This window comes from Kitasatospora sp. NPDC005856, assembly GCF_040629945.1.
GTDB lineage: Bacteria > Actinomycetota > Actinomycetes > Streptomycetales > Streptomycetaceae > Kitasatospora.
Genome location: NZ_JBEXWT010000010.1, coordinates 13,326 through 34,967 on the forward strand (window position 1 = coordinate 13,326; position 21,642 = coordinate 34,967).

Annotated in this window: 15 protein-coding genes and 1 tRNA gene; 2 read left to right on the forward strand and 14 right to left on the reverse strand. The window is 71.2% G+C overall.

Annotation, left to right across the window (positions count from 1 at the left end):
* Positions 1-67: 67 nt before the first annotated feature.
* Both ABZ449_RS08610 and ABZ449_RS08615 read left to right on the forward strand, forming a co-directional pair.
* Positions 68-1,339, forward strand: a complete 1,272-nt coding sequence (locus tag ABZ449_RS08610) for a DUF2786 domain-containing protein (RefSeq protein ID WP_360342365.1) — start codon at positions 68-70, stop codon at positions 1,337-1,339.
* Positions 1,340-1,409: 70 nt separating this feature from the next.
* Positions 1,410-2,522, forward strand: a complete 1,113-nt coding sequence (locus ABZ449_RS08615; RefSeq protein WP_360342368.1) for an ADP-ribosylglycohydrolase family protein — start codon at positions 1,410-1,412, stop codon at positions 2,520-2,522.
* Here ABZ449_RS08615 and ABZ449_RS08620 read toward each other — a convergent pair whose 3' ends face one another.
* From ABZ449_RS08620 to rplK, 14 genes are all read right to left on the reverse strand, one after another.
* Positions 2,523-3,842, reverse strand: coding sequence for a serpin family protein (locus ABZ449_RS08620; RefSeq protein WP_360342371.1), 1,320 nt, complete (start codon positions 3,840-3,842; stop codon positions 2,523-2,525).
* Between the two features lie 54 nt (positions 3,843-3,896).
* Entirely contained in the window at positions 3,897-4,895 is a 999-nt protein-coding gene (locus ABZ449_RS08625) for an ADP-ribosylglycohydrolase family protein (protein ID WP_360342374.1), read from the reverse strand.
* 20 nt (positions 4,896-4,915) lie between these two features.
* Positions 4,916-6,130 (reverse strand): cytochrome P450, encoded by a 1,215-nt coding sequence (locus tag ABZ449_RS08630; protein ID WP_360342377.1) that lies wholly within the window; start codon positions 6,128-6,130, stop codon positions 4,916-4,918.
* Between the two features lie 89 nt (positions 6,131-6,219).
* A complete protein-coding gene (locus tag ABZ449_RS08635; RefSeq protein ID WP_360342380.1) occupies positions 6,220-6,960 on the reverse strand; it encodes a Sir2 family NAD-dependent protein deacetylase in 741 nt (246 codons plus the stop codon).
* Between the two features lie 167 nt (positions 6,961-7,127).
* Positions 7,128-7,201 (reverse strand) — tRNA-Met (locus ABZ449_RS08640).
* 146 nt (positions 7,202-7,347) lie between these two features.
* Complete coding sequence (locus ABZ449_RS08645) at positions 7,348-11,241, reverse strand: DNA-directed RNA polymerase subunit beta' (protein ID WP_360342383.1); 3,894 nt, start codon at positions 11,239-11,241, stop codon at positions 7,348-7,350.
* A gap of 98 nt (positions 11,242-11,339) precedes the next feature.
* Positions 11,340-14,816 (reverse strand): DNA-directed RNA polymerase subunit beta, encoded by a 3,477-nt coding sequence (rpoB, locus tag ABZ449_RS08650; protein WP_360342386.1) that lies wholly within the window; start codon positions 14,814-14,816, stop codon positions 11,340-11,342.
* 720 nt (positions 14,817-15,536) lie between these two features.
* Positions 15,537-15,920: a 50S ribosomal protein L7/L12 gene (rplL, locus tag ABZ449_RS08655; protein ID WP_360342389.1), complete on the reverse strand. Its 384-nt coding sequence runs from the start codon at positions 15,918-15,920 to the stop codon at positions 15,537-15,539.
* 87 nt (positions 15,921-16,007) lie between these two features.
* Entirely contained in the window at positions 16,008-16,571 is a 564-nt protein-coding gene (gene rplJ, locus ABZ449_RS08660; RefSeq protein ID WP_207809823.1) for a 50S ribosomal protein L10, read from the reverse strand.
* A gap of 392 nt (positions 16,572-16,963) precedes the next feature.
* A complete protein-coding gene (locus ABZ449_RS08665; RefSeq protein ID WP_360342392.1) occupies positions 16,964-17,842 on the reverse strand; it encodes a hypothetical protein in 879 nt (292 codons plus the stop codon).
* A gap of 184 nt (positions 17,843-18,026) precedes the next feature.
* On the reverse strand, positions 18,027-18,944 hold the full coding sequence (locus tag ABZ449_RS08670) for a hypothetical protein (protein ID WP_360342395.1): 918 nt from the start codon (positions 18,942-18,944) through the stop codon (positions 18,027-18,029).
* 307 nt (positions 18,945-19,251) lie between these two features.
* Positions 19,252-20,031 carry a hypothetical protein gene (locus ABZ449_RS08675; protein WP_360342398.1) on the reverse strand — a complete coding sequence of 260 codons (780 nt, stop codon included), beginning with the start codon at positions 20,029-20,031 and terminating at the stop codon, positions 19,252-19,254.
* Positions 20,032-20,264: 233 nt separating this feature from the next.
* Positions 20,265-20,987 carry a 50S ribosomal protein L1 gene (gene rplA / locus ABZ449_RS08680; RefSeq protein ID WP_360342401.1) on the reverse strand — a complete coding sequence of 241 codons (723 nt, stop codon included), beginning with the start codon at positions 20,985-20,987 and terminating at the stop codon, positions 20,265-20,267.
* A 76-nt stretch (positions 20,988-21,063) separates the two neighbouring features.
* Positions 21,064-21,498 (reverse strand): 50S ribosomal protein L11, encoded by a 435-nt coding sequence (rplK, locus tag ABZ449_RS08685; protein ID WP_030290442.1) that lies wholly within the window; start codon positions 21,496-21,498, stop codon positions 21,064-21,066.
* Positions 21,499-21,642 lie beyond the last annotated feature (144 nt).

Here is a 21,642-nt window from a genome sequence, read left to right on the forward strand (position 1 = left end):
CGGTTCCCGCCGCGGCTCCGGCATCATGGGCAGGAGGCCGGACCGTCGAGGAGAGCAGGGACACACCGTGGGCAAGCGCGCGCAGCAGGCCGGGACCGCCGGGCCGCTGCTGGAGCAGGCGGTGCGGTCGGTGCTGACGGCCCCGGAGGACGCACTGGACATCGCCCTGGACACCGGGGCCTCGCTGCTGGCCGCCTCGACCGGGCAGTGGCCCGAGGTCAGCCAGGCCGTGCTCGGCCACGCGGACACCGCCGTCGGCCGCTGCTGGTCCGCCGGCTGGCGGCCGGCCGACCTGGCCCGGGTGGTGCGGCGCGAGCTGAAGCCCGTCCACCTGGCCCTCGCGGTGGACCTGATCGCCGCCGAGGGCCGCCGCCACCCCGCGGCCGCCCTGGACCGGCGCTGGCGGGAGCAGCTGCGCGAGCTGGAGACCGAGGTCTGGTGGTCCGGCGACGAGGAGTACCTCGGCGCCTTCGCCCACCGGCACCGGCTGGACCGCTTCGCGCTCGCCACCGCCGTCCTGGAGCTGCTGCGCACCTGGGGCCGGCTGCCGCCGATCGCCCCGGTGGGGCCCGCCCCCGGGCAGGCCGTCCGGGGGCAGCGCTCGGCGCCGGTGACCGGCGAGCCGCGGATGCTGGCGCGGATCCGGGCGCTGCTGGCCAAGGCCGAGTCCACCGAGTACCCGGAGGAGGCCGAGGCGCTGACCGCCAAGGCCCAGCAGCTGATGGCCCAGCACAGCATCGACGAGGCGCTGCTGGCCGCGGCCGGCGCCGACCGCGACACCCCGGCGGCGCTGCGGATCGGGGTGGACAACCCGTACGAGGGGCCCAAGACGATGCTGCTGGACGCGGTCGCGGCGGCCAACCGGTGCCGGGTGGTGTGGGCCAAGGAGTTCGGCTTCTGCACCGTGGTCGGCTTCGACGGCGACCTGGACGGCGTCGAACTGCTCTACACCTCGCTGCTGGTGCAGGCCACCCACGCGCTCAACAAGGCGGGCTCCCGCAAGGACTCGCGCAGCAAGGCGTTCCGGCAGTCCTTCCTGGTCGCGTACGCGGCGCGGATCCGTGAGCGGCTGACCGCCGCGACCGAGCGCGCCACCAGCGCCGCCGCGGCCGGCCGACACCTGCGCGAGGACGGCACCGAGGAGCAGCTGCTGCCCGACGAGCGGCTGCTGCCCGCGCTCGCCGCCCGCTCCGAGGCGGTGGACGAGGAGATCGGCCGGCTGTTCCCGAAGCTGGTCTCGCAGCGGGTGCGGGTCAGCGACGGCGTCGGCTGGGCGGCCGGACGGGCCGCCGCCGACCGGGCCGCGCTGCACGGACGCGCCGGGGCGATCCGCCGGTAGGGCCCGTCCTGCCGGTCGGTCCCGGGGACCTGGTAGAACGTAGTCCGCCACGAACGAAGGGGGACTCGACGTGACGGAACCGGCGGCGGAGTCGGGGTACCGGGACCGGGTGCGCGGAGCGCTGCTCGGCGGAGCGATCGGTGACGCACTGGGCTGGCCGGTGGAGTTCCAGCAGCTCCACCAGATCCAGGACCGGCACGGGCCGCGGGGCGTGACCACGCTGCCGGCCGGGCCCGGGCCGGTCGAGGTCACCGACGACACCCAGATGACGCTGTTCACCGCCGAGGGCCTGATCCGCGGCTTCGTCCGCGGCTGGACGGGCGGCGGCGGCTCGGTGCCGGAGGCCGTCCACGGCGCGTACCGGCGCTGGCTGCGGACCCAGTACCAGGGCGCGCCGGACATCGAGCCGCAGCCCCGCCCGTACGACGGGTGGCTGCTGAGCCGGCCCTTCCTGTACGCGCGGCGCGCGCCGGGCAACGCCTGCCTGAGCGGGGTGTCCGAGCACCCGGTGTTCGAGGCGCCGTCCGCGGTCGGGCTGCCGGGGCCGATCAACCCGCACTCCAAGGGCTGCGGCACGGTGATGCGCTCGGCGCCGTTCGGGCTGGCCCGGCTCGGTGTCGAGCAGTCCTTCGGGCTGGCGGTGCAGTGCGCCCAGCTCACCCACGGGCACCCGACCGGCTACCTCGCGGCCGGCGCCTTCGCGGCCCTGGTCGAGCGGCTCGTGGACGGCACCGAGCCGTGGGCGGCGGTCGGCGAGACGGTGGAGCAGATCCGCGAGCTGCCGAGTTCCAAGGAGACCGTCCAGGCGCTGGCCCGGGCGGTGCGGCTCGCCCAGGAGGCGGAGCCGGGGGCGGAGACCGTGGAGCGGGTCGGGCTCGGCTGGATCGCCGAGGAGTGCCTGGCCATCGCGGTGCACTCGCTGCTGGTGGCCACCCTGGACCCCGACCCGGTGCGCACCGCGCTGCTGCTGTCGGTGAACCACTCCGGGGACAGCGACTCGACCGGCGCGGTCTGCGGCAACCTGGTCGGGGCCGCGTACGGCGCCGCGGCGCTGCCCGCCGAGTGGACCGGGGCGGTCGAGGGCCGGGCGGAGCTGCGGCAGCTCGCGGACGACCTGCTGGTGCTGTTCGGCAGCCGCGACCCGCTGCACCCGGGGCTCGGCGGGCGCTACCCGGCCTGGTGACTACCCCGCCCGTGGGTCGGTGACCTGGCCGAGGAACAGCGGCGCTCCGCCGCGGGTGTCCCGGATCAGGAACAGGAACGGCCGGTCGAGGTGCACCTGGACCGGCCGTTCGGCGTTCGGCACCGCCATCACCTCCATCCCGACACCGCTGCCGGCCGCCGCGACCGTGCCCTCCTCGCCGACCTCGATGGTGGCCTTCTGCACCACCGTGCCGACCGCCAGCGGCTCCTTGGCGATGCCGCCGAAGTCGGCCCCGTCGAAGGCCGCCCGCACGCCGAGCGAGCGCAGCGCGGGGGTCAGCTCCTTGGAGGTGCCGAAGTGGAAGCGCGGCAGCCGGAGGTCGACCGGCCGCTCGGCGAGCGCGCCGAGGATGCGGTCGAGCTGGGGCTGGTCCAGGCCCTTGGCGAAGGCGGCGAAGCCGCCCTGCGCGGGGACGATCAGGTCCATCACCAGTGGGCCGTCCGCGTAGGGCAGTTCGACGGCCTGCCAGGGCTCGCCGACGATCCCGCCGGAGCCGTCGGCGTACCTGAACTCCCCGCTCTGCGCCATCGTGGGGACGGCCGGGGCGGAGCCGTCGAGCTTGTGGAACGGGAGGTCGGCGGTGCGCGAGGGCTTGAAGGCGGACGCCCACTGGGCCTTGAGGTACAGCGCGTCGGTGAGCACCAGCCGGGTGTTCGGCGTGATCGCGCCCGCGCCGAAGAGGTCCTTGATCCGGCCGTCGGTGGCCTTCTCCACGGCCGCGTTGACGGTCTTGCGGGCCCCGTCCGGGTCCTTGGCGAAGTCGCTCTGGTGCACTCCGGCGTCGAAGGCGGCGGCGAGGGTGGCCAGGTAGTCCGGCTGGACGGCCAGGCCCTGCTGCGTCCAGACGTCGTCGCTGCGGCGCAGGACGAGCTTGTCCGTGCCCTGGAGGGGCCGGTTCAGCGCGCCGGTGGCGTACGCGTACTGCTGCGGGGCGAGCCCGGTGTGCAGGGCCTTGGCCAGCTCCTCGGCGGTGGCGCCGCGGGCGCCGGGCAGCAGCATGGCGAGCACGGTGGCCAGGCCGGACGGGGAGACCACGAGGTTGCTCCCGGCGGCGTCCGGCTCGGCGGTCAGGGCGTGCAGGAGGTCCAGGCCGAAGGCGTCGGTGGCGGCCGCGGTGGCGGCCGCCTGGGCCTGGTCCACGGCCGGCCGGCTCGCGGGCGCGGACGCCCGGAGCTCCACGGGCGCGGCGGCCCCGCCGCTGCCGCAGCCGGCGAGCAGCGGCGCGGCGAGCGCGGCCGCGAGGAGCGGCGCGGCCGGACGGCGGAGGGTGCGACGGGTTGCGGTGCGGCGGTTCGTCATGGCCCTTCGACGCACCGCCCCACCGCCCGGTTCCACCCGGCCGGCGCCCCCGGCTCAGTCCCAGAGCGCCCCGAACTCCAGCAGTTCGTCCCGGTGCTCGATCCGCTCCACCCAGTCGGCCGGCCAGGCCGCCGCACCGTGGCGGGCACCCGCGAAGGCGCCGGTCAGGCAGGCGAGGGAGTCGGAGTCGCCGCTGGAGTACGCGGCCCGCCGCACGGCCGCCACCGGGTCGTCCGGGAGCAGCAGGAAGCAGAGCAGGCCGGTGCCGAAGGCCTCCTCGGCGATCCAGCCCTCGCCGGTGGCCAGGCAGGGGTCGGCGTCGGGGTCGGGTGCGGCGAGCGCCGCGTCCAGCCGGTCGAGCACCGCGAGGCAGTCGTCCCAGCCCCGGGCCATGACGGCCTGCGGCGAGGAGCCGTACCAGCGGTCGGCGAGGTCGCCGAGCCAGAACTCGTCGTACCGCTCCCGGCTCGCCAGCGCGTACGCCCGCAGCACGGCGGGCAGGCCGGCCGGCGGTTGGCCCTCGGCGAGCTTGCGGACGGCGTACGCGGTGAGGTCACCGGCGGCGAGCGCGGTGGGGTGGCCGTGGGTGAGCGCGGACTGGAGCTGGGCCGCCCCGGAGTGCTGCCGGGCGTCCAGCTCGCGGAGCAGCCCGATCGGGGCGACCCGCATGTTGGCGCCGCAGCCCTTGGAGCCGATGTCGCTGGCCTGCTGCCAGCGGTACTCGGGGCGGTTGAGCCGCTCGCAGGCCCGCAGGCAGGTCATGCCGGGGGCGCGGTTGTTCTCCGGGGAGCGCCACCAGTCGACGAACTCCTCGCGGACCGGCCGCTCCAGCCGCAGGGGCGTCAGGGTCCCGCGCGCCAGGGCGGTGCGCAGGCCGCGGGCGAGCGCGAGGGTCATCTGGGTGTCGTCGGTGACCAGCGCCCGCTTCGGCAGCGGGAGCCGCCGCCAGTCCGGATGGTCGGCGGCGATCTCCTCGACGCTCTTGAACTCGGTCACCCGGCCGATCGCGTCACCGATCGCCAGCCCCAGCAGTGTCCCCGTCGCCTTGCCCACGGCCCTCTCCCCCTCGGTCGTCAGACTTCCACCAGCAGTTCCTTGAGTCCGCGGATCACGTAGCCCGGGTTCCACTCCGGCTCGCGGACCAGCCGCAGGCCCGGGGCCCGGCGCAGCAGGGTGCCGTAGGACTCGGTGAGCTCCAGTCTGGCGAGCGGGGCGCCGAGACAGAAGTGGATTCCGGCGCCGAAGGTGATGTGGGGGTTGTCGGTGCGGCCGAGGTCGAGGCGGTCCGGGTCGGCGAAGCGCTCGGGGTCGCGGTTGGCGGAGCCGAAGAGCAGGGCGATCTCGGCACCGCGCGGGATGGTGACGCCGCGGACCTCGATGTCCTCCAGCACCCAGCGCTCGAACATCTGCAGCGGGGTGTCCCAGCGCATCAGCTCCTCGACGGCGGTGGGCAGCAGCTCGTCCACCGAGCCGCGCAGCCGGGCGAGCTCGTCGGGGTTGCGGAACAGCGCCCACCAGCCGTTGCCGGTGGTGTTGACGGTCGCCTCGTGGCCGGCGTTGAGCAGCAGCACGCAGGTGGAGATCATCTCCTGCTCGCTGAGCGCGTCGGAGCCCTCCTGGGCCTGGATGAGCGCGCTGATCAGGTCCGTCCCCGGCTCGGCCCGGCGCTCGCGGATCAGGGTGCGCAGGTAGTCGGAGAACTCGGTGCTGGCCGTGACGGCCCGGCGGGCGACCTCCTCGCTCGGGTTGAGCTCGAACATCCCGGTGATGTCGGCGGACCAGGGCCGCAGCAGGTGCCGGTCGCCCTCCGGCACGCCGAGCATCTCGGCGATCACGGCGACGGGCAGCGGCTCGGCGACGGTGGCGATCAGGTCGCCGCCGCCGGCCGCGAGCAGCTCGTCGACCAGTTCGCCGGCCAGCCGCCGCACGGTGGGGCGCAGGCCCTCGACCATGCGCGGGGTGAAGGCCTTGGAGACCAGCCGGCGCAGCCGGGTGTGGTCCGGCCCTTCCAGGTCCAGCAGCCCGTGGTCGTTCAGGGTGTGGAAGGGCTCGTGCGCCGGGTCCGGCTCGGGGCGGCCGAACTCCGCGTGGCTGAAGCGGTGGGTGTAGGTGCGGCCGAGTCGCCGGTCGCGCAGCAGGGCGCTGACGTCCTCGTGGCGCGAGACCAGCCACTGGTCGGTCGGCTCGAAGTACGTCACCGGCGCGTGCTCGCGCAGTTCGGCGTACGCGTCGTACGGGTGGGCCACGAACGCCGCCGACCAGGGGTCGAACTTCGCCGTCGTCGTCATCGGTCGATCACTCCAGGCCAGGAGGGGGGAAGCCGGAAAGATCATCGTACGCATGCGGTGCGTCCGGGAACACGGCCTTCCGGCCCGGCTCAGGACCGTTCCAGCACCAGCCGCCGCACCAGCTTCGGCAGCGCCTGCGAGATCGGCTCCCGGATCACCTCGGCCGCGGCCTCGTCGTAGGGCGTCGGCTCGCCGTTCACGATGATCAGCTTCGCCCCGGTCCTCACCGCGTTGTACGGCAGCGCCGCCACCGGGAACACCTGGAGGCTGGTGCCGACCGCGACGAAGACGTCACAGGCCCGGGCGACCGCGTCGGCCTGCCCGAGCACCTCCGGGTCCAGGTTCTCGCCGAACATCACGATGCGCGGCTTGAGGATGCCCCCGCACTCCCGGCAGGCCGGGTCCGGCTCGCCCGCCCCGACCCGCTCCAGCGCGTCCGCCATCGAGCCGACCGCCCCGCAGTCCAGGCACTGCGTCTCCCGCAGGTTGCCGTGCAGTTCGAGCACCTTGCGGGCGCTCAGTCCGGAGCTCTGGTGCAGCCCGTCGATGTTCTGGGTGAGCACCCGCAGCGGCAGCCCGGAGCGCTCCAGGTCGACCAGCGCCCGGTGCCCGGCGTTCGGCTCGGCACCCAGCGCCTCCGTCTCCAGCCGCATCCGCCAGGCCCGCCGCCGGACCTCGGGATCGTCCAGGTACGGCCCGAGGGTGACCAACTCCTGGGCCGACGGGTCCTTCTGCCACAGCCCCTTCGGGCCGCGGTAGTCGGGGATGCCGGAGTCCGTCGAGATGCCCGCGCCGGTGAGCACGGCGATCAGGGGGCGCTTCGCGTTCATACCCCGGACCGTACGGCCCGTGCCCGCCCCGGGCCACCGAAAATCCGGGTGGCGCCGGGCCGGGGCCCGCTTCGGGCCAGGACTCGCTCTTCAGGCCAGGTCGGCGCGCCGGTCCGGGGAACGCCGAAGGGCCCGGAGGCTTGATGCCTCCGGGCCCTTCGAACGAGTAGCGGGGACAGGATTTGAACCTGCGACCTCTGGGTTATGAGCCCAGCGAGCTACCGAGCTGCTCCACCCCGCGTCGGTGAACACGACTTTACGCGACTGCGGCCGAATAACCTAATCGGATTCCCGCCGGGCGCCCCGGCGGCCACCGGAGGCTCCCCGTGAACGCCGCGGGGCGGCCACCCCTGAGGGGTGACCGCCCTGCGATCGGTACTACGCGACTCAGCCGGTGTACGGGCCGTAGTCGTAGTCGTCCAGCGGGACCGCCTGGCCGGAGCCGGCGCCGAAGGGCGACAGGTCGTAGTCGTCGTAGCCGACGGCCGAGTACATCGCGGCCTTGGCCTCCTCGGTCGGCTCGACCCGGATGTTGCGGTAACGGGGCAGACCCGTACCGGCCGGGATGAGCTTACCGAGGATGACGTTCTCCTTGAGGCCCAGCAGCGGGTCCGACTTGGCGTGGATCGCCGCGTCGGTGAGGACCCGGGTCGTCTCCTGGAAGGAGGCGGCCGACAGCCAGGACTCGGTGGCCAGCGAGGCCTTGGTGATACCCATCAGCTGCGGACGGCCGGAGGCGGGGTGACCGCCCTCGGCGACGACGCGGCGGTTCTCCTGCTCGAAGCGACCGCGCTCGACCAGCTCGCCGGGCAGCAGCTCGGCGTCGCCCGACTCGATGATCGTCACGCGGCGGAGCATCTGCCGGATGATGATCTCGATGTGCTTGTCGTGGATCGACACACCCTGCGAGTTGTAGACCTTCTGGACCTCGGCGACCAGGTGGACCTGGACGGCACGCTGGCCCATGATGCGCAGGACGTCGTGCGGGTTGGTGGCACCCATGGTCAGCTTCTGGCCGACCTCGACCGCCTCGCCCTCGCTGACCAGCAGCTTCACACGCTTCGAGACCGGGTAGGCGATCTCGTCGGTGCCGTCGTCCGGCGTGACGACCAGCTTGCGGGTCTTCTCGGTGTCCTCGATCCGGACCCGGCCGGCGGCCTCCGAGATCGGAGCCACACCCTTCGGGGTACGGGCCTCGAAGAGCTCGACGACACGCGGCAGACCCTGGGTGATGTCGTCACCGGCCACACCACCGGTGTGGAAGGTACGCATGGTCAGCTGGGTACCGGGCTCACCGATGGACTGAGCGGCGATGATGCCGACCGCCTCACCGATGTCGACCAGCTTGCCGGTGGCCAGCGAACGCCCGTAGCACATGGCGCAGGTGCCGACGGCCGACTCACAGGTCAGGATCGAGCGGGTCTTGACCTCACCGATGCCGTGGCGGATCAGCTCGTCGATCAGGACGTCGCCGAGGTCGGTGTTGGCGGTGGCGAGGAGCTTGCCGTCCACCGTGATGTCCTCGGCCAGCATGCGGGCGTAGACGCTGGTCTCGACGTCGTCGGCCTTGCGCAGCACGCCGTCCGCGCCCACGGAGCCGATCGCCAGCTTCAGGCCGCGCTCGGTGCCGCAGTCCTCCTCGCGAATGATGACGTCCTGGGAGACGTCGACCAGACGACGGGTGAGGTAACCGGAGTCGGCGGTACGGAGGGCGGTGTCGGCCAGACCCTTACGGGCACCGTGGGTGGAGATGAAGTACTCCAGCACGGTGAGACCCTCACGGAACGACGCCTTGATGGGTCGCGGGATGGTCTCGTTCTTGGCGTTCGACACCAGACCACGCATACCGGCGATCTGGCGCATCTGCATCATGTTTCCACGAGCACCCGAGTCGACCATCATGAAGATGGGGTTCGTCTTCGGGAAGTTCGCGGCCATGGCGTCCGCGACCTCGTTGGTCGCCTGGGTCCAGATGCCGACGAGCTCCTGCTTGCGCTCGTCGTTGGTGATCAGACCGCGCTCGTACTGCTTCTGGACCTTCTCCGCCTTGGCCTCGTAGCCCTCCAGGATCTGGGGCTTGCTCGGCGGGACGATGACGTCCGAGATCGAGACGGTGACACCCGAGCGGGTCGACCAGTGGAAGCCGGCCGCCTTCAGGTTGTCCAGGGTCGCCGCGACGACGACCTTGGGGTAGCGCTCCGCCAGGTCGTTGACGATCGCGGAGAGCTGCTTCTTGCCCACCTCGTAGTCGACGAACGGGTAGTCCTCGGGCAGCAGCTCGTTGAAGAGCGCACGGCCCAGGGTGGTGGTCAGGCGGAACGGCTCGCCGTCGAACCAGCTGGACTGGCCCTCCTCGTCCACCGGCGGGGTCCAGCCGCGCGGCGGGACGGTGCCGGCCGGCAGGCGCAGCTCGATCGGGGCCTGGACGTCCAGGTCGCGGGCGTCGAAGGCCATGATCGCCTCGGCGGTCGACGAGAAGGAGCGGCCGGCGCCCTTCACGTCCTCACGGTCCGAGGTGAGGAAGAACAGACCGAGCACCATGTCCTGGGTCGGCATGGTGACGGGGCGACCGTCGGCCGGCTTCAGGATGTTGTTCGAGGACAGCATCAGGATGCGGGCCTCGGCCTGCGCCTCCGCGGAGAGCGGCAGGTGGACGGCCATCTGGTCACCGTCGAAGTCCGCGTTGAACGCGGTGCAGACGAGCGGGTGGATCTGGATGGCCTTGCCCTCGACCAGCTGCGGCTCGAAGGCCTGGATGCCGAGGCGGTGCAGGGTGGGTGCACGGTTCAGCAGCACCGGGTGCTCGGCGATGACCTCTTCGAGCACGTCCCACACGACCGGACGGGCACGCTCGACCATGCGCTTGGCCGACTTGATGTTCTGCGCGTGGTTCAGGTCGACCAGGCGCTTCATCACGAACGGCTTGAAGAGCTCCAGCGCCATGGCCTTCGGCAGACCGCACTGGTGCAGCTTGAGCTGCGGGCCGACGACGATGACCGAACGGGCCGAGTAGTCGACTCGCTTGCCGAGCAGGTTCTGACGGAAACGACCCTGCTTGCCCTTCAGCATGTCGCTGAGGGACTTCAGCGGGCGGTTGCCCGGGCCGGTGACCGGACGGCCGCGACGGCCGTTGTCGAACAGGGCGTCGACGGCCTCCTGGAGCATGCGCTTCTCGTTGTTCACGATGATCTCGGGGGCACCGAGGTCGAGAAGGCGCTTCAGGCGGTTGTTGCGGTTGATCACGCGGCGGTACAGGTCGTTCAGGTCGGAGGTCGCGAAGCGGCCACCGTCCAGCTGCACCATCGGACGCAGGTCCGGCGGGATGACCGGGACGCAGTCCAGCACCATGCCGTTGGGCTTGTTGGTGGTCTGCAGGAACGCGGAGACGACCTTGAGGCGCTTGAGCGCACGGGTCTTCTTCTGGCCCTTGCCGGTGCGGATGATCTCGCGCAGGCGCTCGGACTCCTCCGCCAGGTCGAAGGTCTCGAGGCGGTCCTTGAGGGCCGCCGCGCCCATCGAGCCGGAGAAGTAGGTGCCGAAGCGGTCGCGCAGCTCGCGGTAGAGCAGCTCGTCGCCCTCGAGGTCCTGGACCTTGAGGTTCTTGAAGCGGGCCCACACCTCGTCGAGGCGGTCGAGCTCGCGCTGCGCGCGGTCGCGCAGCTGCTTCATCTCGCGCTCGGCGCCCTCGCGCACCTTGCGGCGCACGTCGGCCTTGGCGCCCTCGGCCTCCAGCTCGGCCAGGTCGGTCTCGGCCTTCTTGGCACGGGCCTCGAGGTCGGAGTCGCGGCGGTTCTCGATCTGCTGACGCTCGACCGAGACGTGCGCCTCCAGGGACGGCAGGTCGCGCTGGCGACGCTCGTCGTCCACCCAGGTGATCATGTAGGCGGCGAAGTAGATGACCTTCTCGAGGTCCTTCGGCGCCAGGTCGAGCAGGTAGCCCAGGCGGGACGGGACACCCTTGAAGTACCAGATGTGGGTGACCGGGGCGGCCAGCTCGATGTGGCCCATCCGCTCGCGGCGCACCTTGGCGCGGGTCACCTCGACGCCGCAGCGCTCGCAGATGATGCCCTTGAAGCGGACGCGCTTGTACTTACCGCAGTAGCACTCCCAGTCCCGGGTGGGGCCGAAGATCTTCTCGCAGAAGAGCCCGTCCTTTTCCGGCTTCAGGGTGCGGTAGTTGATGGTCTCCGGCTTCTTGACCTCGCCGTGCGACCACTGGCGGATGTCGTCGGCGGTGGCCAGGCCGATGCGGAGCTCGTCGAAGAAGTTGACGTCAAGCACTGGTCGTCAAGCCCTCTTTCGTAAGTCGAGAGTCGTTCATGTGGTCTGAGGGGGGCCTGGGGGCGGGCCGGCCGCTGCTGCGGCCGGCCCCACCTCCGTCAGACCTCTTCGACGCTGCTCGGCTCGCGCCGGGACAGGTCGATGCCGAGCTCCTCGGCGGCGCGGAACACGTCCTCGTCGGAGTCCCGCATCTCGATGGACTGGCCGTCCGAGGACAGCACCTCCACGTTGAGGCAGAGCGACTGCATTTCCTTGATGAGGACCTTGAAGGACTCGGGAATGCCGGGCTCGGGGATGTTCTCGCCCTTGACGATGGCCTCGTAGACCTTCACGCGGCCGAGGACGTCGTCGGACTTGATGGTGAGCAGCTCCTGCAGCGCGTAGGCCGCGCCGTACGCCTCGAGGGCCCACACCTCCATCTCACCGAAGCGCTGACCACCGAACTGCGCCTTACCACCGAGCGGCTGCTGGGTGATCATCGAGTACGGGCCGGTCGAGCGGGCGTGCAGCTTGTCGTCGACCAGGTGGTGCAGCTTGAGGATGTACATGTAGCCGACCGAGACCGGCATCGGGAACGGCTCGCCGGAGCGGCCGTCGAACAGCCGGGCCTTGCCGGTGGAGTTCACCAGGCGCTCACCGTCGCGGGTGAGGGTGGTGTTGTCCAGCAGACCGGTGATCTCGTCCTCGCGGGCGCCGTCGAAGACCGGGGTGGCGAGGTTGGTGCCGCCCTGGACGGTGTCGGCGCCGATCGCCTGCAGGCGCTGGGCCCACTCGTCGGCGAGGCCGGAGACGTCCCAGCCCTGCTGGGCGAGCCACCCGAGGTGGATCTCCAGGACCTGTCCCGGGTTCATTCGGGACGGGACACCCAGCGGGTTGAGGATGATGTCGACCGGGGTGCCGTCGGCGAGGAACGGCATGTCCTCGACCGGCAGGATCTTGGAGATGACACCCTTGTTGCCGTGACGGCCGGCGAGCTTGTCACCGTGGGTGATCTTGCGCTTCTGGGCCACGTAGACGCGGACCAGCTGGTTGACGCCCGGGGGAAGCTCGTCGCCCTCTTCGCGGTCGAAGACGCGGACGCCGATGACCTTGCCGGACTCACCGTGCGGGACCTTCAGCGAGGTGTCGCGGACCTCACGGGCCTTCTCGCCGAAGATCGCGCGGAGCAGGCGCTCCTCGGGGGTCAGCTCGGTCTCACCCTTCGGGGTGACCTTGCCGACCAGGATGTCGCCGGTGACGACGTCGGCGCCGATGCGGATGATGCCGCGCTCGTCGAGGTCGGCCAGGACCTCCTCGGAGACGTTCGGGATGTCCCGGGTGATCTCCTCGGGGCCGAGCTTGGTGTCACGGGCGTCGACCTCGTGCTCCTCGATGTGGATCGAGGAGAGGACGTCGTCCTGCACGAGGCGCTGCGACAGGATGATCGCGTCCTCGTAGTTGTGACCCTCCCACGACATGAACGCCACGAGCAGGTTCTTGCCGAGGGCCATCTCGCCCTCGTCGGTGCACGGGCCGTCGGCCAGCACCTGGCCGGACTCGACCCGGGCGCCCTCGTCCACGAGCACCTTCTGGTTGAAGGAGGTGCCCTGGTTGGAGCGGGTGAACTTGGCGGCGCGGTACGTGGTGTACGTGCCGTCGTCGTTCGCCACGGTGACGTAGTCGGCCGAGACCTCCTGGACGACACCGGCCTTCTCGGCGGTGATGACGTCCGCGGCGTCGACGGCGCAGCGGTACTCCATGCCGGTACCGACCAGCGGGGCCTCGCTCTTCAGCAGCGGCACCGCCTGGCGCATCATGTTCGAGCCCATGAGCGCGCGGTTGGCGTCGTCGTGCTCGAGGAAGGGGATCATGGCGGTCGCGACCGACACCATCTGGCGCGGCGAGACGTCCATGTAGTCGATCTCGGTGCCCGGGATGTAGTCGATCTCGCCGCCACGGCGGCGGACCAGGACACGCGGCTCGGCGAAGTGCAGGTCCGCGGTCAGCGGCGCGTTCGCCTGGGCGATGACGTAGCGGTCCTCCTCGTCGGCGGTCAGGTAGTCGACCTGCTCGGTGACCACACCGTCGACGACCTTGCGGTACGGCGTCTCGATGAAGCCGAACGCGTTGACCCGGCCGTACGAGGCCAGCGAGCCGATCAGACCGATGTTCGGGCCTTCGGGGGTCTCGATCGGACACATGCGGCCGTAGTGCGAGGGGTGCACGTCACGGACCTCGAAGCCGGCCCGCTCACGGGACAGACCACCGGGGCCCAGCGCGGACAGACGACGCTTGTGGGTCAGGCCCGACAGCGGGTTCGTCTGGTCCATGAACTGCGACAGCTGGCTGGTGCCGAAGAACTCCTTGATGGAGGCGACGACCGGCCGGATGTTGATCAGGGTCTGCGGCGTGATCGCCTCGACGTCCTGGGTGGTCATGCGCTCGCGCACGACGCGCTCCATGCGGGCGAGACCCGTACGGACCTGGTTCTGGATGAGCTCGCCGACGTTGCGCAGGCGGCGGTTGCCGAAGTGGTCGATGTCGTCGACCTCGACCACGATGTCGCGGCCCTCGTCGTCACGCCACTCGGTCTCGCCCGCGTGCAGCTTCACCAGGTACTTGATCGCACCGATGATGTCGGGCTCGGTGAGCACGCCGGAGTCCAGCGACTCGGCGTTGCCCAGCTTGCGGTTGACCTTGTAACGGCCGACCTTGGCGAGGTCGTAGCGCTTCGGGTTGAAGTAGAGGTTCTCCAGAAGCGTCTGCGCGGCCTCGCGCGTGGGCGGCTCGCCCGGGCGCAGCTTGCGGTAGATGTCCAGCAGCGCGTCGTCCTGGCCCTGGGTGTGGTCCTTCTCCAGGGTGGCGCGCATCGACTCGTACTCGCCGAACTCCTCGAGAATCATCTCGTTGGTCCAGCCGAGCGCCTTGAGCAGCACGGTGACGGACTGCTTGCGCTTGCGGTCGATGCGGACGCCGACCATGTCGCGCTTGTCGATCTCCATCTCCAGCCAGGCACCACGCGAGGGGATGACCTTGCAGGAGTAGATGTCCTTGTCGGACACCTTGTCCAGGGTGGAGTCGAAGTACACACCCGGGGAGCGGACCAGCTGCGACACGACGACACGCTCGGTGCCGTTGATCACGAACGTGCCCTTGTGGGTCATGAGCGGGAAGTCGCCCATGAAGACCGTCTGAGACTTGATCTCACCGGTCTCGTTGTTGGTGAACTCGGCCGTGACGAAGAGCGGGGCCGCGAACGTGAAGTCGCGGTCCTTGCACTCGTCAATGGAGTTCTTCGGCGGCTCGAAACGGTGGTCGCGGAAGGTCAGCGACATCGACCCGCTGAAGTCCTCGATCGGGGAGATCTCCTCGAAGATCTCCTCCAGACCGGACTTCGTGGGGACGTCCTGACCACTCTCCAGTGCCGCCTCGACCCGGGCCTTCCAGGCCGCGTTGCCGAGCAGCCAGTCAAAGCTCTCGGTCTGCAGGGCCAGGAGGTTGGGGACCTCGAGGGGCTCCTTGATCTTCGCGAACGAGACGCGGAGCGGGGCGGTGGATGCGGCGGAATTGTTCGAGGCGTTGCGCGGCGCGGCCAAGAGGGGGGTCCTTCCGAGGGCTCGGAGCTCACTACGCGCGTACCAGCCGGGCCTGCTTGGGCTTGGTGCCGCCTCCCTCGCCACTGGCCTCTGCCGGAGTCGAAACCCCAGGTCAGAGCCGCTTTGCGGAGGCGGTGCCAGACCCCTTCAGGGCAACGCAAACTCCGGGCGACGAGTCACGGAGCAGCTAACAGGCAGCGCAAAGGGACAGTGTAGCCAAAGGCGACACTGCTGTCCAGCTCTGATTCGGAGACCGAATCGGAGACTCCTCCCGGTAGCCGGCGAGCGCGGGCGCCCACCGGGTACTGCTCAACTCACGTGGAGTCATTTCCCGCCGGAGCCGCTGGTTATGCATCCACCAGCGAACCAACCGGGCGGACTCGCGCCTTGAGAATCGCGCGCCTCGCCAGGTTCGTCAAGGGCCCGCCGGCGGCGCGGGCCTCGACCGGTCTATCGGTCCGGAGCCCCCCGGCGTTACAGGAGCCGTGGTGGCGCCGCCCTCGACGACGGTGATCACCATACCCCTCGGCACCGACGGTGCCGAGTGCGCCGTCGGCCACACCGGTGGGCCGCAGCGGCCGGTCGGGGGAACGCCGGGGGGACCCGGGCCGCGGGCGTCCCGACGGGGCCCGTCCCCGGCCCGGAAACGCGAAAAAGCCGGGCCGACCACCCGCAAGGGTGATCGGCCCGGCTTCAGGCCCCCTCAGAGGGGGCGAGAAGTCACTTGACGGTGACCTTGGCGCCGGCACCCTCGAGGGCGGCCTTGGCCTTCTCGGCAACGTCCTTGGCAACCTTCTCCAGGACCTTGGCACCAGCGGTGTCAACGAGGTCCTTGGCCTCCTTCAGGCCGAGGGAGGTCAGGGTGCGCACCTCCTTGATGACCTGGATCTTCTTGTCGCCAGCGGCCTCGAGGATGACGTCGAACTCGTCCTGCTCCTCGACGGCCTCAGCGGCGGCACCGGGAACGCCGGCGGCGGCAACGGCGACCGGGGCGGCAGCGGTGACGTCGAACTTCTCCTCGAAGGCCTTCACGAAGGCAGCGAGCTCGATGAGGGTGAGCTCCTCGAACTGCGCGAGCAGCTCGTCCTGGGTCAGCTTCGCCATGATGGCGTCCTTCCACTAAATCGGCAGGTGGTGCCGTATGTACGGGTTGGGCGGGCACGGGCCCGCAGCGAGGCGTGAGCCTGCCGATTACTCGGCGGCGGCGTCCTCGGCGGCGGGAGCCGGCGTACCGGCACCGCCCTGCTCGACCTTGTCGCGCAGCGCGTCCACAGTGCGGACGAGCTTCGACGGCAGGGCCTGGAAGAGCGCGGCAGCCTGGGACTGCTTGGCCTTCAGGGCACCCGCCAGCTTGGCGAGCAGCACCTCGCGGGACTCGAGGTCCGCGAGCTTCTTGATCTCATCGGCGGACAGCGCCTTGCCGTCAAGGACACCGCCCTTGATGATGAGAGCGGGGTTCTCCTTGGCGAAGTCACGCAGAGCCTTCGCCGACTCCACCGGGTCACCGGTGACGAAGGCGACAGCCGTCGGACCAGTGAACAGGTCGTCGAGCTCCGTGATCCCGACCTCATTGGCCGCGATCTTGGTCAGCGTGTTCTTCACCACGGCGTACTCGGCGTTGTCGCCGAGCGAGCGACGCAGGGTCTTGACCTGCTTCACCGAGAGACCGCGGTACTCGGTGAGCAGCGCCGCGGAGGAGCCACGGAACTTGTCCGTGATCTCGGCGACGGCGGCAGCCTTGTCGGGCCTGGCCATAGGCTTACGCCTCCTTCCGTGATGTCGAAGTCGGGCCGACCGCGAAAGTCGACCTGGGTCGCCGTGGACCACCGAACGGAAGGAAAGCTCCTGCAGAAATGCAACGAGCCCCGGTGCGCAGGGGCACGGGGCTCGGAACGACCTCGACGGGCGGCCGCGCGAACGCGGTACCCGGAAGTCGAAGCTCCAGACACACCTGCGCGGGCTGCCTGCGACGAATCGCAGATCCTTCGGTCACCGGCTCCCTGACGGGCTCGCGGTGACAACCAGCGGTCTTTGGCTTCGGCCAGCGTAGCGGGAGTCCTCCGCAAGGTGCAAATCGCCCTCGGCCGGGGCGGCCCCGGCGGGCTCAGCGGGCTCAGCGGGCTCAGCGGGCTCAGCGGGCTAGCGGGCTAGCGGGCCAGCGGGGAGACCGTCCGGACGCCGGTGTCCACCGTGTCCGTCTCGGCCGGCGCCTGCGCCGAGAGCAGCGCCCCGGCGAGGTCGGTGTAGAGCACCGAGTCGTCCGCCCGGCCGCTGTCGCCGCTGCCGGTGCGCTGGAGCCGGACCAGCTGGTCCTTGTCGTTGAGCCAGAGGTCCAGGGTGAGCGAGGTCGAGCCGCCGGGCGCGAGCGCGGCCCGCAGCCCGTCCCGGCGGGCCTGGGTCAGCTGGGTCTGGGCGGCCGCGTACTTCTCGGCGGTGGTGGTGACCCGGTAGTGCTCGACGGTGGAGTCCTCGGACTTCTCCTCGCCGACGAAGACCGGGTCCGTCCCCTCGGCGGTGGCCGCGGTCAGCGCCTCGACCGGGTTCAGCAGGTCGATCAGCCCGGCGTACGGGATCTCCTTGTGGCCGTCCGCGTCCGGCGCGACGGTGAAGCGCTCCCAGTGCCGTCCGCCGTTCCTGGCCGCGGTGGCGGCGTCCCCGCCCTGGTAGGCGACGGTGTCCACGACGATCAGCTGCTCGGCCTCGGCCGGGGTGGAGCGCTTGATCTGGAGCGCGGTCTTGGGCTGCCAGAACAGCGGGCCGGAGCCGGCGTCCGCGCCGAGCCGGTAGCTGACCTTGGCCCGGCGGGCGGTCTGCATGGCCAGCTGTGCGGAGAGCAGCACCCCGTGCGGCGAGCGGTCGGTGGGCTTGGCCTGCGCGCTCGGGGAGGCGGTGGACGGCGAGGCGATGCTCGGACTCGGGCTGCCGGACGGCGTGGCGGGCGCGCCGCCGCCCCCGTCGCATCCGCTCAGCCCGCTCGCCAGCAGGGCGACGACGGCCACTGCCGCCAACCGCTGCCGTGCCGCCATCGCCCGTTCCCCTCTCGCCCGGCCCCGTCCGACGGCGGCCTCGTTCCGGCCACCTTGCCACCCGTCCCCGGTCCGCCCGGCGTCGGCCCCCTCGGGCGGCGGGCGGACCCACCGGGTCGGCCGAGCCGGAACACCGGCCGGGGCGGCGGGATACCGGGGGTACCCCGCCGCCCGGCTGCGCGGATCAGCTGCCGGAGGCGGCCTTCTCGAGGTCGGCGAGGTCGATGGCGTCCGCCGGGGTGGCGGCGATCACCGGGGTGCCGTAGTCCGAGTAGTCGACGGTGACGTTCAGCGCGCCGGCCTTGGTCTCGGCCTGCTCGCTCCGCTTGACCACGAGCTTGTCCGCGTCGACCCAGACGTCGATCCGGTCGCTGGTGATGCCGGCCGTCACCAGGTTCTGCTTGATCTTGTCCGCCTGCGCCTGGGTCATGCCCTGGGTGGTGGCGCTGGCCACGTCGTCGGCGCTGAGCACGCCGGTGTAGTGGGTGGTGGCCTTGCCGTTCACCGTCTCGGGGCCGACCTCGGTGACCTTGCCGCTGGCGATCAGCGTCCGGACGCCCTGCACCGGGTCCGCGCTCTGGAGCTGGTCGGCCGTACCGCCGGACGCCTTGGCCATGTCGGCCTTGCTGTAGCGGACCCATCCCGGGCCGCCCTTCTGCAGCAGCTCCCCGCCCAGGGCCATGTACATGGCCTCCTTGGTGTACAGGTAGTGCACGTTCGGACCGCCGGTGATCGGCTCCAGGACCTTGGCTATCGGGGAGCCCGACAGGTCCATCGTGAGGTCGGCTTCCAGGCCGTCGGCCCAGGACACCGCGCCCTTGCCCTTCATGGTGACCTGGCCGACCTGGATCACCTCGACGACCTTCGCCGACTTGGCCGCGCTGGTCTTCTGGGTGACCTGCTCCAGGTAGACCGCCGGGCTGACCTTCTCCGGCTTGGCGCCGGTGGTCGGGGCGGCGGCCGACGGGGTGGCCGAGGTGGCGGCGGCCGTGGTCGGCGCGGCCGGGGCGGCCTTCTTGTCGTCGTTGTTGTTGCACGCGGTCGCGGTCAGCGCCAGAGCGGCGAGGACGACGGCGACGGCGGTGTTGCGGGTTCCAGCCATGATTCCCCCCTCGAGGTCCCCGGGCGCGTGGCGCGCCCGGGGGTGGTAGCCGGTTGTTGCGGGTGGGCCCGGTGTCCGGTGCGGCCGGATCAGCCGAGCAGCTTGAGCAGGTCGGCCTCGCTGCCGAGGTCGCCGGCGGCCGGCGCCGTGATCGCGGCGGCCGAGGCGAGGCACAGAGCGCGCATGAAGGCCCCCCGTGAGTTCAAGATCCCCGTGGAAGAGCCGATCATCGGCTCTTCTCATGTTCTTTTCATGCGGACTCTAACGGATCGCCGATATTCCCACGCACCGGATATCCGCCCTCCCGTCACCCGCCCGCGGCGGGTGTCGCGTCCGTCGCCCCGGAAGCCGGGACATCGGTCGTGGTCACCGTGGTTCCCGCACTCCCCCGGACCGTCTCGCGCAGCCGCAGCAGCTGCATGCCGGGCCCGACCCAGATGTCGTAGTCGATCGCCGTCGCCCCCTGCCGCCGGTACCAGTCCAGCGTGGCGGCGCGCCGCCGCGGGCTCAACTCGCGGTCCTCGCCGAACAGTTCGGCCACCGGCGCGGAGCCCTGGTAGTGCGCCACGGTCACCCCGGCCAGTTGCTCGCCGCCGAGCGAGGTGAGCTTGACGCCCTGGGCGACCTCGTACGCCCGGCCGCCCGGGCTGCTGATCAGCGCCGTCGTCCAGCCGCCCGCGAAGCCCTCCGGGTCGGGCCCCGCCCCGGGGTCGACCGACTCGGCGGTGCTCCGCTCGGCGTGCTTGGCCGCGCCGCCCTGGTAGACGAGGTCGAGGGCGCCGTCCTTCACGGTCAGCTGTCCGCTGCCCAGCTCGTCGGTGACGGTCAGACGGGCCTCGTCCGAGGCGCCCCAGACCAGGGAGCCGCTCGCGGTGCGCCGGCCGCCCGGACCCTCCCGCACCACGTCGATCCGGGCGCTGCCGACGTCGTCCAGCTTCTGCGCGGCCGTGAGCACCACCTGCTTGGGCGGCACCGGCGCGGGGCCCCCGGGGGTGGCGGTGGTCGGAGCGGCCAGCAGGCTGCACCCGGTGGTGGCGAGCAGCAGCAGGGCCGCTGCGAGGACGGTGGGGCGAGGGGCGGGCGGCACGGCACACTCCGGCGGTCACAGGTGCTCCACGTGGTCTGACCGGCAGAGCGTACGACGGTTCGGCCCGCCGTTCCCATCCGCCCGGCGTCCCGCTCCGGCAACCGCCGGCGGCCGCCGCTCCTGGGCCCCAGCCCGGTCGCGCCCCCGGTCGCGCCCCGGGAACGACGACGGGCCCGCGCCCCCGGTGAAGGGGGTGCGGGCCCGTCGTACGGACTGCTCTAGAGCACTGGGGCTCAGACCGCGGCCGGGTCCTCCTCGACGAGGAGGTTGCGGGTGCGGTTCGGGTCCACCTGGATGCCGGGGCCCATGGTGGTCGAGAACGCGGTCTTCTTGATGTAGCGGCCCTTGGCGGCGGACGGCTTGGCGCGGAGCACCTCGTCCAGCGCGGCGGCGTAGTTCTCGACCAGCTGCTCGTCGGTGAAGGAGGCCTTACCGATGATGAAGTGCAGGTTCGAGTGCTTGTCGACGCGGAACTCGATCTTGCCGCCCTTGATCTCGTTGACGGCCTTGGCGACGTCCGGGGTCACGGTGCCGGTCTTCGGGTTCGGCATCAGACCACGGGGACCGAGCACGCGGCCCAGGCGGCCGACCTTGCCCATGAGGTCCGGGGTGGCGACGACGGCGTCGAAGTCCAGACGGCCCTTGGCGACCTCGTCGATCAGCTCGTCGGAGCCGACGATGTCGGCACCCGCAGCACGCGCGGCCTCGGCACGCTCGCCGGTCGCGAAGACCAGGACCCGAGCGGTCTTACCGGTGCCGTGCGGGAGGATCACGGTGCTGCGGACCATCTGGTCGGCCTTGCGCGGGTCGACGCCCAGACGCATGGCGACCTCGACGGTGCCGTCGAACTTGGTGGTGCTGGTGGCCTTGGCGAGGCGGACGGCCTCGAGGGGGGCGTAAAGGCGCTCGCGGTCGACCTGGGCGTCCGCGGCCTTCAGGGCCTTGCTGCGCTTCATGGCTGCTCCTGAATGGTGAATGGAGTTGTGGTGTCACGGGCCTGCGCGGGCCCTACCACAAGGACGAGAGGGTTTCTCAGCCCTCGACGGTGATGCCCATCGACCGGGCGGTGCCGGCGATGATCTTCTCCGCGGCGTCCAGGTCGTTGGCGTTCAGGTCGGGCATCTTGGTGGTGGCGATCTCGCGGACCTGGGCGCTGGTGAGCTTGGCGACCTTGGTCTTGTGCGGCTCGCTGGAGCCCTTGTCCACACCGGCGGCCTTCAGGATGAGGCGCGCGGCCGGCGGCGTCTTCGTGATGAAGGTGAAGGAACGGTCCTCGTAGACCGTGATCTCCACCGGCACGATCATGCCGCGCTGCGACTCGGTCGCAGCGTTGTAGGCCTTGCAGAACTCCATGATGTTGACGCCGTGCTGACCCAGCGCGGGGCCGACCGGCGGCGCCGGGTTGGCCGCACCGGCGTTGATCTGGAGCTTGATAAGCCCCGTGACCTTCTTCTTCTTGGGAGGCATGTCTCTCCGGGTCCTTCCGAGAGGTGATTGCTGGTGCGTGCGGAACCGGGGCGACACCCGGCCGCCAGCACACACATCGGACCAGGCTAACGCGTCCGCGCCGCTGGACCAAAACGGATTCGGGGCAGGGCCTAAGCCCCGCCC

Excerpts from the sequence above, each read along its gene's own strand:
- rplJ (WP_207809823.1), bottom strand. The coding sequence starts at position 16,571 with ATGGCCAGGCCCGACAAGGCTGCCGCCGTCGCCGAGATCACGGACAAG.
- rplA (WP_360342401.1), bottom strand. The coding sequence starts at position 20,987 with ATGAAGCGCAGCAAGGCCCTGAAGGCCGCGGACGCCCAGGTCGACCGC.
- ABZ449_RS08670 (WP_360342395.1), bottom strand. The coding sequence starts at position 18,944 with ATGGCTGGAACCCGCAACACCGCCGTCGCCGTCGTCCTCGCCGCTCTG.
- ABZ449_RS08620 (WP_360342371.1), bottom strand. The coding sequence starts at position 3,842 with ATGACGAACCGCCGCACCGCAACCCGTCGCACCCTCCGCCGTCCGGCC.
- ABZ449_RS08630 (WP_360342377.1), bottom strand. The coding sequence starts at position 6,130 with ATGACGACGACGGCGAAGTTCGACCCCTGGTCGGCGGCGTTCGTGGCC.
- ABZ449_RS08665 (WP_360342392.1), bottom strand. The coding sequence starts at position 17,842 with ATGGCGGCACGGCAGCGGTTGGCGGCAGTGGCCGTCGTCGCCCTGCTG.
- rplL (WP_360342389.1), bottom strand. The coding sequence starts at position 15,920 with ATGGCGAAGCTGACCCAGGACGAGCTGCTCGCGCAGTTCGAGGAGCTC.
- rplK (WP_030290442.1), bottom strand. The coding sequence starts at position 21,498 with ATGCCTCCCAAGAAGAAGAAGGTCACGGGGCTTATCAAGCTCCAGATC.
- ABZ449_RS08635 (WP_360342380.1), bottom strand. The coding sequence starts at position 6,960 with ATGAACGCGAAGCGCCCCCTGATCGCCGTGCTCACCGGCGCGGGCATC.